This is a genomic window from Maritalea porphyrae (genome assembly GCF_030159895.1).
Lineage (GTDB): Bacteria > Pseudomonadota > Alphaproteobacteria > Rhizobiales > Devosiaceae > Maritalea > Maritalea porphyrae.
Map to the genome: position 1 here is coordinate 604,542 of NZ_BSNI01000001.1, position 13,655 is coordinate 618,196.

A 13,655-nucleotide genomic window follows, 5' to 3' on the forward strand; every position below is an offset into this window, starting at 1 on the left:
GCTATTTGCCGATTTGTGACGCTTCGCGCGCCAATGCTTCGATTTTGTCAAAGTCGCGATTCTTAATCGCATCGCCCGGCACAATCCATGAACCACCCACACAAATCACGTTGGGTAGTGACAAATAGTCCATCGCATTCTGCGGGCTCACACCACCGGTTGGACAGAACTTAAGATCGGGCAATGGCGAAGCAAAGCTCTTAAGCAATTTCGCACCACCGACGGCTTCGGCAGGGAACAGCTTCAAATAAGAATAGCCAGCATCTGATGCGGCCATTGCTTCAGTCGCAGTGGAAACACCGGGCAAAAGCGGCACATCATACTGAAGGGCATCTTCTAACAATTGTAGTGGCGCACCCGGCGACACCATGAACTGCGCGCCAGCTTCAATTGACTGCTCGATTTGCGCCTTGTTGCGCACTGTGCCCGACCCGACAAATGCGCCCTCGACTTTTGCCATCTCTTTGATGATAGCAAGTGCATTTGGCGTGCGCAGGGTAACCTCTAAAGCAGGTAGCCCACCTTTCACCAATGCAAGCGCAAGCGGCGCTGCTGCCTCAATATCATCAAGAACAATAACCGGCACCACAGGTGCTGCGGAAAGAATTGGGGTAAGTTGAGCTACGTTTTGGGCCATGATCTGCTTTTCTCTATATGGGTGCACGCAATTCACAATTGCGAGATAATCGACATTGGTTTGGGCTTTAACACGAAGGATCAATTGAAATACACAATAAAAATACCTAAGTTCCGCATCAACTAGCTTGGGAAAGGGCAAAACGATGGCTCAACTGATCAATTCAACAACCCCACTTGATGAAGCACGTGACGTGCTCAAAGGGCTGTTTGACCTTAAATTCACTAAGGCCGTTGAGAAAGAAACCGCCCCGATCTACGAACATCTCAAAGATCGTATTCCTGAGATTGAGTGGCAGTTCTACGCACCACTGATTCGCCAGATCAATCAGCTCAAACGTGAAAAAGACGCAGTAATTCTGGCGCACAACTATCAAACACCACAAATTTATCACGGTGTGGCCGATGTTGTGGGCGACAGCTTGCAGCTCGCCATTGAAGCGACAAAAGTGAGCCAATCCACCATCATCCAGTGCGGCGTGCACTTCATGGCGGAAACCTCAAAACTTCTGAACCCGGAAAAGACGGTTCTTATTCCTGATGCGCGCGCGGGTTGTTCTTTGGCGTCTTCAATCACAGCAGAAGATGTGATGGCCATGCGCGAGCAATATCCTGGCGTGCCCGTTGTTACCTATGTAAACACTTCAGCTGAAGTGAAAGCGGTCACCGATATTTGCTGCACCTCATCCAACGCATTGGACATTGTTGAGGGTTTGGACAGCGACACGGTGATGATGATCCCAGATCAATATCTTGCGCAAAACACAGCGAAGAAAACCAAGAAGAAAATCATCACTTGGGCTGGCGCATGTGAAGTGCACGAAACTTTCACTGCAGGCGACATTGCTGAATTGCGTGAAGCCTATCCGGGTGCCAAAATCATTGCACACCCTGAATGCCCAACCGATGTAATCGACGCCTGTGATTTCTCAGGTTCCACGTCGGGTATGATCAACTGGGTAAAAACCAAAAAGCCGAAAAACGTGGTGATGGTCACCGAGTGCTCGATGTCCGACAACGTGGCGGCAGAAACACCGGGCGTTCAGTTCCTTAAGGGATGCAACATCTGCCCACATATGAAACGCATCAACCTTGAAAACATCTTGTGGTCACTGCACACTGGCACTGAAGAAGTAACCGTTGACCCCGCCATTGCGGAAAAGGCGCGCGGTGCGGTTGAACGCATGATTGAATTTGGCAAAGACAAAAAAGCCAAACGCAAATCGTAAATCAAATGGAAGGCGGCGAAATGACAGATCAACAGAGTTTTCGCCAGCATCCGCTAACACTGTTTCTGATTGCCGCGACATTGTTCGCGGCAATTCTGTTTGCGCCAACACATGCGACAGCGGGCACCCACTTCGAAGTTGAAGACAATATTGTCTATATGGACAATGAAATCACATCTCGCACCTACAGCCAGTTCGTCAAACTGCACAAAAAGCATCCCAATATCGATACGATTGTGATGCTGGAGATTGACGGCTCTAGCGACGATGAAGTGATGATCAAGCTTGGCTACTATTTACGCAAACACAAGTTTAAAACCCACCTTGAGGCAGATTCAGAGATCTACTCTGGCGGTGTGGATTTGTTTTTAGCTGGCGTAAAACGCACTATGGAGCGCGGTGCCATTATTGGCGTTCATTCCTGGAGCGATGGGGTGAAAGACGGCGCCGATTATCTGCGGTCTTCACCGGAACATGATATGAATCGAAATTATCTAAAACGCATGCTTGGACGCGATGATTTTTATTGGTTCACGCTAGAGGCGGCACCTGCTGACGACATTCACATCATGTCAGCGGGCGAAATCAAAAAATACCGCCTACTAACACATGCAATTATCGACTAGGGCCTAAGCCTTCTTCAAAAACTCGGTTTTGAGCACGATGGTGGATTTGCCGATCCGGCATTCAACTTCGGTGTCTTTGTTCGTGGTGCGAATATTCTTAATCGACGTGCCACGCTTCAGCGTTTTTGACATGCCTTTTACCTTCAAGTCTTTGTTGACTTGAACATTGTCGCCGTCTTCTAACTCAGCACCATTACAATCACGTGCGCTCATTCCAGCATCCCCCGCTCAATCTGTTGAGCGAGGCATATAGCAGTTGTGTAATCCTGTCGCTTAAAAACTATTCAGGTTTCCCGGATGGCCAGTATTTATCGCTCCAGGTCACTTCCGCGCCATATAACGGAACCGTTGAAATTGACATTTTTGCTGAACCGTCGGCCACTTCGCGCGTATGCGAAAGATAAATCAGCGTGTTGTTTGTTTTGTCATAAATACGTTTGACGACGAGTTTTTTCCAAAGGAACGAACGCCCTTCTTTGAACACTTCTTCCCCGCCTTTTGACAAAGAGATGTCTCCGACCGTCACGGGTCCGGTCACCCGACAAGCAATCGATGAGTTTGAAGGATCTTCAAACCAATTGCCCTTGGACAAACGGTCAAAAAAGCCGCGATCAAAATAGGCCAAATGGCAGGTCACGCCCTCAATTTCATGATCGTGCACCGCTTCGACCAAAATATCATTTCCGACCCAATCAACACCGATTTTTCCAACTTCTTCGGCATGGCCAGAAGTCGCCACAAAAGAGGCCGATATCAACACGGCCGCGGCAATTGCTTTTTTCATCAATCGGTCCCTTTGCAAATACTGTTCCTTGCACTCCAAGTGGGCACACACAGGCAAAATTGCAAGACATGTGGCAAACAATCGCCTGTTGGCCACCACATGCGACGCAGCGCGCCCTTCCAATCCCCCCATCAAATCTATAACGTTCCTGCCAGCAAAACGAATCTAGTCAGCAAACTCCAAGCATTCGGCTTGAGAACATTTCCTTCAATCATCAAGAGAACCGCTAATGACCATTTATGACAATGTGTTAAACGCTGAAGGTGCGTTGATCGTCGGCGCCGGATTGGCCGGATTGTTTTGCGCGCTCAAGCTCGCACCGCGCCCTGTCACGGTCTTATCGCCCAAACCGCTGGGCACAGGTGCATCTTCGACTTGGGCGCAAGGCGGCGTTGCAGCGGCGGTTGGTGAAGGTGACAGCGCAGAGGCGCATGCCCGCGACACCGATATTGCTGGCGCAGGCATAGTCGATTTTGAAGTCGCACAATCAGTCGCGGCAGAAGCGGCGGAGCGAATTGCCGATCTGGCCAAATGGGGCACCCCATTTGATCGCGCTGAAGATGGCAGTTTCGTTTTGTCAAAAGAAGCAGCACACTCGGTCAATCGCGTGGTGCGTGTATCCGGCGATCGTGCCGGACGCGAAATCATGGCGGCGCTAATCGAAGAAGTGCGCAACACCCCATCGATCCGCATTGTTGAAGGCATCACCGCCGTGGACCTTGCTCGCGCCGATGGGCGCGTGATTGGCGTTTACGCCCGTAAGCTGGGCGACCGCTACGCCGAACCCGTCCTAATAAGGGCACGCGCAACGGTATTGGCCGCAGGCGGCCTTGGTGGCCTTTATGCAGTGACCACAAACCCGCCAGGTGTGCGTGGACACGCAATGGGTATGGCGGCACGCGCTGGCGCTTTGATTGCAGACAGCGAATTTGTGCAGTTCCATCCAACAGCTATGGCCGTGGGGCAAGACCCAGCACCATTGGCAACAGAAGCATTGCGCGGCGAAGGTGCGATCCTTCTAAATGACAAGGGCGAGCGCTTCATGCTTGATGTGCATGAAGACGCCGAACTTGCCCCGCGCGACGTGGTTGCACGTGCCAATTTCCGGCAAATACAAGCCGGTAACAAGATTTTCCTAGACACCAGACAGGTGCTGGGTGAACGGATATTGACCGCGTTCCCCACTGTTGCGAATTACTGCAAAGAAGCGGGCATCGACCCCGTTGCCGACATGATCCCGGTTACCCCAGCCACCCACTTCCACATGGGCGGCGTCAAAGTGGACGAGCGCGGGCGTTCGTCCCTTGCGGGTTTGTGGGTGTGTGGCGAAGCATCTTGCACCGGACTTCATGGCGCGAACCGTCTTGCCTCAAACTCCTTGCTTGAAGCGGTGGTCTATGGCGCGCGGATCGCTGAGGATATCTCCGGGCTAGAGCCGGTCAACAAAAGCCTGCCCCCGTACCTTGGCATCGAATGGGATGAGGAAGAGGGCGAAGAAGCAGAGCGCGTACTGCGTAATTTGGATGCGGTGCAGCAATTGCGTCAGGTTATGACTGACTATGTGGGCGTTGAGCGAAACGAGATGGGTCTACGTCTTGCGCTGCGCAAAATCCAAGAATTGGAAGAAACCGCAAAAGACGTTACGCGTTCGTACCTCAACATGACCACATCAGCGACCCTTGTGGCAGCGGCGGCCCTTAAACGCACAGAAAGCCGGGGCGGACATTTCCGCACCGACTTCCCAGATAAGGACCCAGCCTTTAAGGATCACACCACAATGACCCTTATTGACGCGCTAAAGATCCGCGCGTCAGCGTAAGCTCTATTTTCGCGATTTAGGCGTGGCTATCAGCCGCGCCCTCGTTTTCTTTCCTGATCACGTCACGAATAAGCGCTTCGCGACGCTCACGCTCAAGCATCAGCTTTTTCTGATAACGACTTTGCACCACATCCACGGCCACCATCACAAACAGCACGAAGTAGAATGTGGACTTTGCCATTGGCAAAATCTCAAAGCCAAACAGTTTCAGATGCGCAAGGTGCCCACCTTCTGAAAGCAACAATATCCCGACAAGAAGCAGGATGAATAGACCAAGCACTTGGTACATCCGATTGCGCTGTAAAAAGTCTGAAACGTAATCGCTAAGAACGATCATCATCGCACCAGACAAAACAATCGCGACCGCCATCACCCAGAACTGGTCTGTCAACGCGATTGACGACAACACGCTATCAAACGAGAAAACAAGGTTCATCGCAACGAGCCAGAAGATTGTCACACCAACGCCGCGCTTGCGCTTATCGCCATGTTGATCGTGTAAGTCGTGCACAGAGATCAAGTGGAAGATCTCTTGAATGGCGGTGTAAATGATGAAACCGCCACCCACGAGAACGATGAATGCATGCACATTCATCTCTGTTTCGACGAAACCCGTAAGGTTCAAAATCAAGAACGGTTCTTGGAAAAACTCAATCAGGCGCAGCAACAAGAACAACAGCACAATACGGAACAAGACCGCCAGTCCAATGCCCATACGCCGCACATATTGTTGCTTGTCCTTTTCAACCCGCTGAGATTCCAGCGAGATATATAAGAGATTGTCAAAGCCCAAAACGGCCAGCAACCCAAACAACATCAAAAGCGTGAACCAGTTCTCCAGTGAGAGAAGACTTTCCATTTAAAACTCCGCCTATCAAATCTTTTTAAAACTAATGCCGATTAAGCGATTGAAACTCAACCCCCAATGGCGAATGGGTTCAATCCTGATCGAGTAAATATGCAGCCAATGCGGACAAATCCTCTTTAGTCCAATGAACTAAACTCTCATTGATCACCTCGCCCATTGCCCCACCAAGCGTATCAAAGTCTGGGTCAAAACCGCCCGTAAGCGCATCTACCAACGTCGCTTCATCATAACCACGATCTTTAAGGGTCGCACTGTCAATCGCTGGGAAGAATGGCCGAGTGCCAGAAGGTGTGCCTTTAAAGTGTTGATCTTTGAGCGCCGCGCCAAATAAATTGCGCGGAGTGTGACAAGCGCCACAATGGGCCGGACCATTGGCCAAATAAGCGCCGCGGTTCCAGCGGCCTGATCGATCTGCATCGGGTTCATACCGCTCTGGGGTGAAGAACAACCGTTTCCAACCCTGCATGGCCAACCGAATATTAAACGGAAAGCCAACACTATGTTCCGCAGCCCTTTGTGGCACCGGCTCGGTCGCCATTAGCGCCGCATAAAGGTCCACAATGTCTTGATCAGACATTTTGGTGTAACTGTCATAAGGGAAAGAAGGATAAAGATGCTTGCCGCCGGGACCGACGCCAATGGTCATAGCGTCTGAAAACTCGGCCACACTCCATCCGCCAATGCCAGCTTGTTTGTCTGAAGTGATATTAGGCGGAACAAAATCGCCAAAAGGCGTTTTTAGTGGCAACCCACCTGCCAAATGGGCACCGCCGCCGGCAATGTCCGTATGGCAAGCAACGCATCCGCCAACGCGGATCACATATTCTCCGCGCACAACGTCGCCCGTAAGATTGAGGTTTCGGCTTGGGCCGCCCAGCGGCGACACAAAATAGGTAATCCCTGCTAGTGCAAAAACCAACAAGAGTGCCAAAAAGATATATCGACGCCGCATAGTAATCTCCCCTAAAGGCAAATTATCTACGCGGCATCAAAGGCTGTCAAACGGCTAGAGGCCAAGTTCAAGTAAATCACGAATTTTGGATTTGCTGGTTTGGGCCACAACGCGGCCAAGTTCTGTTGTGCCTTTGAACATAACCAGCGTTGAGCGGCGCGGAATCTTGAGTTTTTGAATAAGCGGTTTTGACTTTGGGTCATCCCAATCCACGCGCAATATTGTGACATCTAAATACTTGTTGTTCTCGGCCTGAAGTTGACCAAGCACTTTGTCCTGCGTCCGGCACGTGCTGCACCACGAAGCGTAAAAATCGAGCAGGTAAGGGTCCCCACTTTTTTCCACTTTGGCCAAAACATCTGCCGTAAATTCAGTGTGCTTAGTATCAGCAAATGCCGCACCGGTCACGCCAACCAAAATGGCACAAGCCACCATGAAACTTTTCATCAATTGTCGCATCGCGACCTCCATCTAACTAAAATCGTACTGATAAATCGATCAACCACTCCGGCAACGTATCGAGCGCCCAAATTTCAACAACCCGGTCAAAATGGAACCAAATTGCCAACCCGACAGCCAATAAAGCTGCCCCCATAATTGGCTTTGCATATTGAGATAGGCCGTTGAGAAAATCACGGCGCTGCCCGATCAATTCTCGAGAACCGTAGCTCAGTGCAAGCACAATCGTGGCTGCCCCAAGCGAAAAAACGGCCATAATCATCAAAGCATAAAAAAGATTCTCACCCTGGCTTGCCAAGCCAATTGCACCGCCTAGCGTCGGCCCAATGCACGGCGACCAAGCAACACCCAAAAGTACGCCGGTGAGAAGTTGGCCACCAAGCCCATCGCCATCGATAGAATTAATCCGACTGTTGCCACCTGCCGCCATGCCAGACGTCACTTTTGAAAATTGCCGCTCAAACTGCGGCACGATCAAAACCACACCAAAGCCAATCATGATACCAGCACCAAATCGACTGATCGCGTCCTGATCCAGCCCGATATTCTGGGCGACCGCATAAACAAGAAATCCAACTACGGTGAATGAAACTGCGAGTCCGAGGGCCATTGCAACCGGCCCTAGCCTGTTCTTGGAAACAGACCCTGCCAAAACGATTGGCAAAAGCGGCAAGACGCAAGGGTTGATCAGGGTCAATAGCCCAGCCACATATGCGAAAACGAAATCTAGCAAACCTACAGCCCTTGATTGAAATTGTTGGCTATTTGTAGCGCACGACAATGCGTAAGGCTGCTAACCAATTTTCACGAAGCCGTGAGCAAAAAAAGAGCTGCGCAAGGTTTCCCTCGCGCAGCCCATATTCTTTGTAATGTTCGCGGCCCTAGAACAAGGTTGTCGGCAACCAAGTCACAACGCCAGGGAATGCCCACAAAATTGCAAGTGCGATCACTTGAATGAGGATAAATGGCATCACCCCAGAATATAGATCGCTGGTCTTGAAGTCGGCGGGGGCCACCCCGCGCAAATAGAACAGTGCAAATCCAAATGGCGGCGTTAAGAAGCTAGTCTGCAAATTGATGGCAATCATCACGCCAAGCCACAGTGGGTCATATCCCAGCGCGATCAGAATTGGTCCAACAATCGGTACAACCACGTAGATGATCTCGATGAAATCAAGGAAGAAGCCCAAGAAAAACATCAATAGCATCACCAGCAATAGCGCAGAGAATGCACCACCAGGAAGGTTGCGCAAGAACTCAGCGATCACGTCATCGCCGCCAAAGCCCTTAAACACGGTTGAGAAAAGACCCGCACCGATGATGATCAAGAACACCATGGACGACACTTTTACTGTTTCAATGCCCACCTCTTTGAACAAGGTGAAGTTGAACTTCTTCGCACGCCAAGCAAGCACCGCCGCACCCACGGCACCAACCGCCGCGGATTCTGTTGGTGTTGCAATACCGGCCAAAATTGAGCCCAATACCAAAACGATCAAGATAAGTGGTGGTGCAACCGCACCGATAAGTTGCCCAACGCTTGGCGCGTGAACACTTTCATCTTTCATTGATGGCACATCATCAGGACGAACAATGGTGAGGATGAAAATCCAAAGGAGATATAGGCCAACCAAAAGAAGCCCGGGGAACAACGCACCGGCAAACAAGTCAATCGCGGTGACTGGCTCTGGTGCCAGATTACCCGTCAACGCAGCCGCTTCTTCGTTCACGCCCTGCAAGATGTTGGCAAGCAACACCAAAACAATCGACGGTGGAATGATTTGTCCCAACGTCCCTGATGCGCAAATAATACCACCAGCAATCTTGGGATTGTAGCCAGCCTTCAGCATCACCGGTAGGCTCATAAGGCCCATGGTCACAACAGTTGCGCCCACAATGCCTGTTGAAGCTGCGAGCAATGCGCCCACAATGATGACTGAGTAGCCCAAACCACCTCGGATTGTGCCAAACAATTGTCCCATCGATTCAAGCAACTGCCCTGCAATATCCGATCGCTGGAGGATTACCCCCATATAAACGAATAGCGGCACCGCAACGAGCGGCTCATTTTTCATCGTTGAGAATATGCGTGTCGGTGACAGATTGAGGAATGCGAAATGGAACAAGTCCAACTGGTCGCCAATATAGGCAAAGATGATCGCAGAACCGGCAAGTGACAGCGCCACAGGGAAACCAAGGAGCAACACAAAAATGGTCACCCCAAACATTACAAATGCTAAAACTTCTGGGGTCATGTTAGCGGCTCTTCTTCTTCAACTATTTTGCGGCCCGTAATTATAGTGTCAAGCGAACGAAGCGCCATCGACAAAACCTGCAAACTCAAAACGATTGCAAGAGCAGGAATTGCTGCCTTTAGCACATAAAGCGCAGGCAAACCGCCAGCTTCCGGTGATGTTTCGAGGCGAGAGAACGAGCGATAAAAGAAGTCCATACCGCGTGTATAAATCAGCCAAAGAACCGGTGCGCCCAAGATAATCGAACCGAAGAAATTGACGAACGCTTTGTATCGATCTGATGCGCCCGAATAGATCAAATCAATACGCACATGCCCATCATGCAACAGCGTGTATCCCGCGCCGAGCATGAAGATAAATGCGTGCATCCAGATGTAGGTTTCCTGCATCCAAACATCGCCATATGAAAACACATAGCGCAACACAACAACTAAGAAGACGTTTACAACAAGTAGCAGCGCCAACCACGCTAGGATTTGACCGATCGCTTCATTGATCCAGTCAATAACCCCTGCCACGAGTCTGATGCCATTTATGAGCCCAGACATTTAATTCCCCCCAACGAAATTTTTCTCACTATAGGGTATAATAAAGGCGGGGCCAATCGACCCCGCCAATAGGTTCTCAAACCCGATTCAAACCTTAGATGGTTTTGAACGGTGCTGATGTACGGGCATTCATGAATTTACCTTCAGAAATACCTGACCACTGAACCATACCTTCACGCCACTCAACGATTGAGTTGTAAAGCTTGGTTGCTTCTGGTGACTTTTTCGCCAACTCAGCAGTCACTTCTGGTGTACGCTCACCAATCGCTTGTAGCAATTCGTCAGAGTAAGGCTTCAACTGAACGCCGTGCTCGTTAACAAGCTTCTTAAGCGATGCGTTGTTTACAGCTTGGAAGCGTGAAAGAACGCCCAAGTTTGTCGCCATCGCAGCTTGCTCAATTGCAGCACGCTGGGTGTCGTTTAGTGAATCCCAAGCGCCCTTATCGAAGAAGGCGTCAAGCACTGTGGCAGGCTCGTGCCAACCAGGATAGTAGTAGTTTTTCACAACTTTAAAGAAACCAGCACCAAGGTCAGCCGCTGGGCCGATCCACTCTGTACCGTCAATCGCACCTGAAGTCAGCGCAGGAAGCACATCAGAACCTGGCAATAGAACAACGTTCACGCCAAATGTTTTCAATACTTCACCGCCAAGACCTGGCATACGGAACTTCAAGCCTTCAAGATCAGCAACAGTGTTGATGTCTTTAGCGTACCAACCGCCCATTTGGTTGCCTGAGTTGCCCAAAGGCAAGAACTTCAGACCCAATGGGTTGTAGCTTGTTTCGTCAGCAAGCTCGATGCCGCCGCCATAGTAGAACCAAGCGTTTTGCTCTTGCGCGTTCAAGCCGTAAGGCATAGCCGCAACAAATGAGATCGCATCAGATTTACCAGCCCAATAGTATGGCGCGCCATAACCCATTTGGGCAGTACCTGACTGCACAGCATCCAATGCTTCAAGGCCACCAACAAGCTCACCAGAGTGATAAAGCTTAATTTCAAGGCTGCCTTCAGTCAGTGTGCTAACTGTTTTTGCAAAGTTCTCGTATGCAGCGCCCAAAAGACCCGCTTTGCCGAACGCAGAAACACCGATCCACTGTGTGCGACCCTGTGACAATGCAGGGCTAGCCAAAGTCGCTGCACCCGCAGCGCCTGCAACTGTTACACCTGCTTTTTTGAAAAACTCACGTCTTTTCATTCAATCCTCCCAAAGAGATTAATTCAACTGCATCGCGTCCTAGCGCCCATGCAATCAACAACAAGGCCCATGCTCCTCGCCTGCACCTTGGGGCACAGTGCATAGAAAAATTGTGAAACTTTCAAGAGCCAATCGCAACGATTTGCGGTTATTGGGTAGTCCAAGCGTTTCGTTTTAAGTATTTACCCATAAATACGGAGATGAAATTGCCAATAAATGCTAAAATGCCTTTCAACATTGCTTTTGAGATGGCGCTAAAATGACGTTTCGACAACAGATTCTGGCACTCACGACGATTCCACTTTTGCTGGCCATTTTGGCCATCACAACGCTTGTCACTTGGCAATCTAGCCAACTTTCCAAAGAAGGCATTCAAACCTTTGAGCAGTCGATGCTTGGCGCCAAACAGGATGAGTTGAAGAATTATATCGAATTAGCGATGACCGCCATTCGACCCGTCTACGAGAATGCTAGCCCAGACGACGAAATCGCCAAGGAACAAGTAAAGCAAATTCTCAAACGTCTCAGCTTTGGCGAGGATGGCTACTTTTACGTCTATCATTATGACGGCACCAATGTCGTGCACCCGCGCCAACCATTCCGCGTCGGCAAAAACTGGGCCGATCACCCAGACGTTGCCGCCCTACTTGAATATGCGCAAAATGGAGGCGGCTTCCATCGCTATGTTTGGGAAAAGCCCTCATCAAGCGAAGTCTCTGACAAGATGGGATATGCGGTTGGTATGGACAAGTGGCAATGGATGATTGGTACTGGCGCCTACATTGATGACATTCTCGCGCAGACTGAAGCCGCCAATCAGTCGCTTTCTAATACCGTAAACCAAACATTCTTGCTGGTTGCCCTAATCACTGTGCCGGCCGTTCTTGCCGTGTTTGGCACCGGCATTATTATGAATTTGCGTGAACGTCGCTTGGCAGACAGCAAGCTCAAAGAATTGACCCAGCGGATCGTGGACACTCAAGAAGAAGAGCGCTCACGCATTGCCCGTGAACTGCACGATGGGATCAGCCAGAACATGGTGGGGGTGCGCTACGTGCTGGATTTAGCCGAGCGACAGGTACGCGAAGGCAAGCAAAACGCGCTTGAAACAATTGAGCGCGGCGCAGGCGCACTTAACACCGCCATCAAAGAAGTGCGGCGAATCTCTCACGACCTTCGCCCGGGCCAACTTGATGATTTGGGGTTGAGCGCAGCACTTGAAGCACTGATCAACAATTTTGAAGAACGCACGCAGATCGACGTGGACTTTGAAAGTGTCGCCTTTAAGAACGTATTGCCATCAGATGCAAAAACCGCGATCTATCGCGTAGCGCAAGAGGCCCTGAGCAATATCGAACGCCACTCCGGCGCAGATGCGGTAAAACTTCGCCTCAAAAGCACCAATGCGGGCCTTGAGATGGTCATCATCGATAATGGCCGCGGCTTCATGCCCAAACAGAACCAGAAAGACAAAATGGTTGGTCCGTCCGGCGGATTGGGATTGCGCAACATGCAAGAGCGCATGGAACACTTTAATGGTAATTTGGAGGTTATCTCGACCCCCAAAGGTACGCGGCTGGTTGCACGTTTGCCCCGCTCGATTTATCTCACCAGCTCGAAAGAAAACTTGGAGATGCAAGGCGCATGACCACTGCTATCAAAGTCTTGTTGATTGACGATCACCCATTGGTACTTGAAGGGATCCGCTCGGTTTTAGAAACCTATGATCACATCGAAGTGGTGGGTGCTGAATCCTCAGCTAAAGCTGGCTTAGCCACATCAAAATCGAACCAACCCGATGTTGTGCTGATGGACATCAACATGCCGGATATGAACGGGATCGACGCCATCGAACTGTTCAAAGATCAGCTACCCGCTACCAAGCTATTAATGCTTTCGATGCACGACAGCCGAGAATATATTTCGACCTCAACCATGTATGGTGCGTCCGGCTATGTACTCAAAGATGTGTCAACGTCGGAGATTGTCACAGCGATTGAAAAGGTCGCCGCTGGCGGCACCTATTTTTCAACCGGCGTTTCTCAGGTTCTAATGGGCGAGCAAAACGATACTGGCGCCAACTCTTTGCTCACCACGAGAGAACAGGCCGTGCTGTTGCTTGTGGCGGAAGGCAAAAGCAACAAGGACGTGGCCGCCAAACTCGACATCTCAATTCGCACGGTCGAAACGCACCGTAAGAACATCAAGAAAAAGCTTGGTATTTCAACGACTGCTGGCTTAACGCGTTACGCCATCACGCATGGTTTGTTGGGCGCTTAGCGCT

15 protein-coding genes are annotated in these 13,655 nt (G+C 50.4%); 5 read left to right on the top strand and 10 right to left on the bottom strand.

What is annotated here, in order from left to right:
* Window position 1: 1 nt before the first annotated feature.
* Window positions 2-637, bottom strand: coding sequence for a bifunctional 4-hydroxy-2-oxoglutarate aldolase/2-dehydro-3-deoxy-phosphogluconate aldolase (gene eda / locus QQL65_RS03035; RefSeq protein ID WP_284361939.1), 636 nt, complete (start codon window positions 635-637; stop codon window positions 2-4).
* Window positions 638-782: 145 nt separating this feature from the next.
* Here eda and nadA point away from each other — a divergent pair, with 145 nt between their 5' ends.
* A complete protein-coding gene (nadA, locus tag QQL65_RS03040; protein ID WP_284361940.1) occupies window positions 783-1,865 on the top strand; it encodes a quinolinate synthase NadA in 1,083 nt (360 codons plus the stop codon).
* A gap of 20 nt (window positions 1,866-1,885) precedes the next feature.
* Window positions 1,886-2,491, top strand: coding sequence for a COG3904 family protein (locus tag QQL65_RS03045; RefSeq protein ID WP_284361942.1), 606 nt, complete (start codon window positions 1,886-1,888; stop codon window positions 2,489-2,491).
* A 3-nt stretch (window positions 2,492-2,494) separates the two neighbouring features.
* On the opposite strand, the gene QQL65_RS03050 is transcribed toward QQL65_RS03045, so the two are convergent.
* Both QQL65_RS03050 and QQL65_RS03055 read right to left on the bottom strand, forming a co-directional pair.
* On the bottom strand, window positions 2,495-2,704 hold the full coding sequence (locus tag QQL65_RS03050) for an alkylphosphonate utilization protein (RefSeq protein ID WP_284361943.1): 210 nt from the start codon (window positions 2,702-2,704) through the stop codon (window positions 2,495-2,497).
* A gap of 67 nt (window positions 2,705-2,771) precedes the next feature.
* On the bottom strand, window positions 2,772-3,275 hold the full coding sequence (locus QQL65_RS03055; protein WP_284361945.1) for a CreA family protein: 504 nt from the start codon (window positions 3,273-3,275) through the stop codon (window positions 2,772-2,774).
* Between the two features lie 229 nt (window positions 3,276-3,504).
* On the opposite strand from QQL65_RS03055, the gene QQL65_RS03060 reads away from it, so the two are divergent.
* Window positions 3,505-5,094: an L-aspartate oxidase gene (locus QQL65_RS03060; RefSeq protein WP_284361946.1), complete on the top strand. Its 1,590-nt coding sequence runs from the start codon at window positions 3,505-3,507 to the stop codon at window positions 5,092-5,094.
* 16 nt (window positions 5,095-5,110) lie between these two features.
* On the opposite strand, the gene QQL65_RS03065 is transcribed toward QQL65_RS03060, so the two are convergent.
* From QQL65_RS03065 to QQL65_RS03095, 7 genes are all read right to left on the bottom strand, one after another.
* Window positions 5,111-5,953: a TerC family protein gene (locus tag QQL65_RS03065; RefSeq protein WP_284361949.1), complete on the bottom strand. Its 843-nt coding sequence runs from the start codon at window positions 5,951-5,953 to the stop codon at window positions 5,111-5,113.
* Between the two features lie 79 nt (window positions 5,954-6,032).
* The gene (locus tag QQL65_RS03070) at window positions 6,033-6,914 is read right to left on the bottom strand and encodes a c-type cytochrome (RefSeq protein WP_284361950.1); all 882 of its coding nucleotides are present in this window, start codon (window positions 6,912-6,914) and stop codon (window positions 6,033-6,035) included.
* 54 nt (window positions 6,915-6,968) lie between these two features.
* Window positions 6,969-7,373, bottom strand: coding sequence for a thioredoxin family protein (locus QQL65_RS03075; protein WP_284361951.1), 405 nt, complete (start codon window positions 7,371-7,373; stop codon window positions 6,969-6,971).
* A 16-nt stretch (window positions 7,374-7,389) separates the two neighbouring features.
* Complete coding sequence (locus tag QQL65_RS03080; RefSeq protein WP_284362071.1) at window positions 7,390-8,082, bottom strand: cytochrome c biogenesis CcdA family protein; 693 nt, start codon at window positions 8,080-8,082, stop codon at window positions 7,390-7,392.
* A gap of 172 nt (window positions 8,083-8,254) precedes the next feature.
* The gene (locus QQL65_RS03085; RefSeq protein ID WP_284361953.1) at window positions 8,255-9,628 is read right to left on the bottom strand and encodes a TRAP transporter large permease; all 1,374 of its coding nucleotides are present in this window, start codon (window positions 9,626-9,628) and stop codon (window positions 8,255-8,257) included.
* Complete coding sequence (locus QQL65_RS03090; protein ID WP_284361954.1) at window positions 9,625-10,176, bottom strand: TRAP transporter small permease subunit; 552 nt, start codon at window positions 10,174-10,176, stop codon at window positions 9,625-9,627. The genes QQL65_RS03085 and QQL65_RS03090 overlap by 4 nt, the downstream gene beginning before the upstream one ends.
* 94 nt (window positions 10,177-10,270) lie before the next feature.
* Window positions 10,271-11,371, bottom strand: a complete 1,101-nt coding sequence (locus QQL65_RS03095; RefSeq protein WP_284361956.1) for a TRAP transporter substrate-binding protein — start codon at window positions 11,369-11,371, stop codon at window positions 10,271-10,273.
* Window positions 11,372-11,630: 259 nt separating this feature from the next.
* Between QQL65_RS03095 and QQL65_RS03100 the strand changes: the two genes are divergently transcribed.
* The gene (locus tag QQL65_RS03100) at window positions 11,631-13,019 is read left to right on the top strand and encodes a cache domain-containing protein (protein WP_284361957.1); all 1,389 of its coding nucleotides are present in this window, start codon (window positions 11,631-11,633) and stop codon (window positions 13,017-13,019) included.
* Window positions 13,016-13,651: a two-component system response regulator MctR gene (mctR, locus tag QQL65_RS03105; protein ID WP_284361958.1), complete on the top strand. Its 636-nt coding sequence runs from the start codon at window positions 13,016-13,018 to the stop codon at window positions 13,649-13,651. Before QQL65_RS03100 ends, mctR begins: the two co-directional genes overlap by 4 nt.
* Window positions 13,652-13,655 lie beyond the last annotated feature (4 nt).

Bases quoted from the DNA above. Each gene is read 5' to 3' on its own strand.
- QQL65_RS03070 (WP_284361950.1), bottom strand. From the start codon at position 6,914: ATGCGGCGTCGATATATCTTTTTGGCACTCTTGTTGGTTTTTGCACTA.
- QQL65_RS03045 (WP_284361942.1), top strand. From the start codon at position 1,886: ATGACAGATCAACAGAGTTTTCGCCAGCATCCGCTAACACTGTTTCTG.
- QQL65_RS03095 (WP_284361956.1), bottom strand. From the start codon at position 11,371: ATGAAAAGACGTGAGTTTTTCAAAAAAGCAGGTGTAACAGTTGCAGGC.
- QQL65_RS03050 (WP_284361943.1), bottom strand. From the start codon at position 2,704: ATGAGCGCACGTGATTGTAATGGTGCTGAGTTAGAAGACGGCGACAAT.
- QQL65_RS03090 (WP_284361954.1), bottom strand. From the start codon at position 10,176: ATGTCTGGGCTCATAAATGGCATCAGACTCGTGGCAGGGGTTATTGAC.
- QQL65_RS03065 (WP_284361949.1), bottom strand. From the start codon at position 5,953: ATGGAAAGTCTTCTCTCACTGGAGAACTGGTTCACGCTTTTGATGTTG.
- nadA (WP_284361940.1), top strand. From the start codon at position 783: ATGGCTCAACTGATCAATTCAACAACCCCACTTGATGAAGCACGTGAC.
- QQL65_RS03100 (WP_284361957.1), top strand. From the start codon at position 11,631: ATGACGTTTCGACAACAGATTCTGGCACTCACGACGATTCCACTTTTG.
- QQL65_RS03075 (WP_284361951.1), bottom strand. From the start codon at position 7,373: ATGCGACAATTGATGAAAAGTTTCATGGTGGCTTGTGCCATTTTGGTT.
- QQL65_RS03055 (WP_284361945.1), bottom strand. From the start codon at position 3,275: ATGAAAAAAGCAATTGCCGCGGCCGTGTTGATATCGGCCTCTTTTGTG.
- QQL65_RS03085 (WP_284361953.1), bottom strand. From the start codon at position 9,628: ATGACCCCAGAAGTTTTAGCATTTGTAATGTTTGGGGTGACCATTTTT.
- mctR (WP_284361958.1), top strand. From the start codon at position 13,016: ATGACCACTGCTATCAAAGTCTTGTTGATTGACGATCACCCATTGGTA.
- QQL65_RS03060 (WP_284361946.1), top strand. From the start codon at position 3,505: ATGACCATTTATGACAATGTGTTAAACGCTGAAGGTGCGTTGATCGTC.
- eda (WP_284361939.1), bottom strand. From the start codon at position 637: ATGGCCCAAAACGTAGCTCAACTTACCCCAATTCTTTCCGCAGCACCT.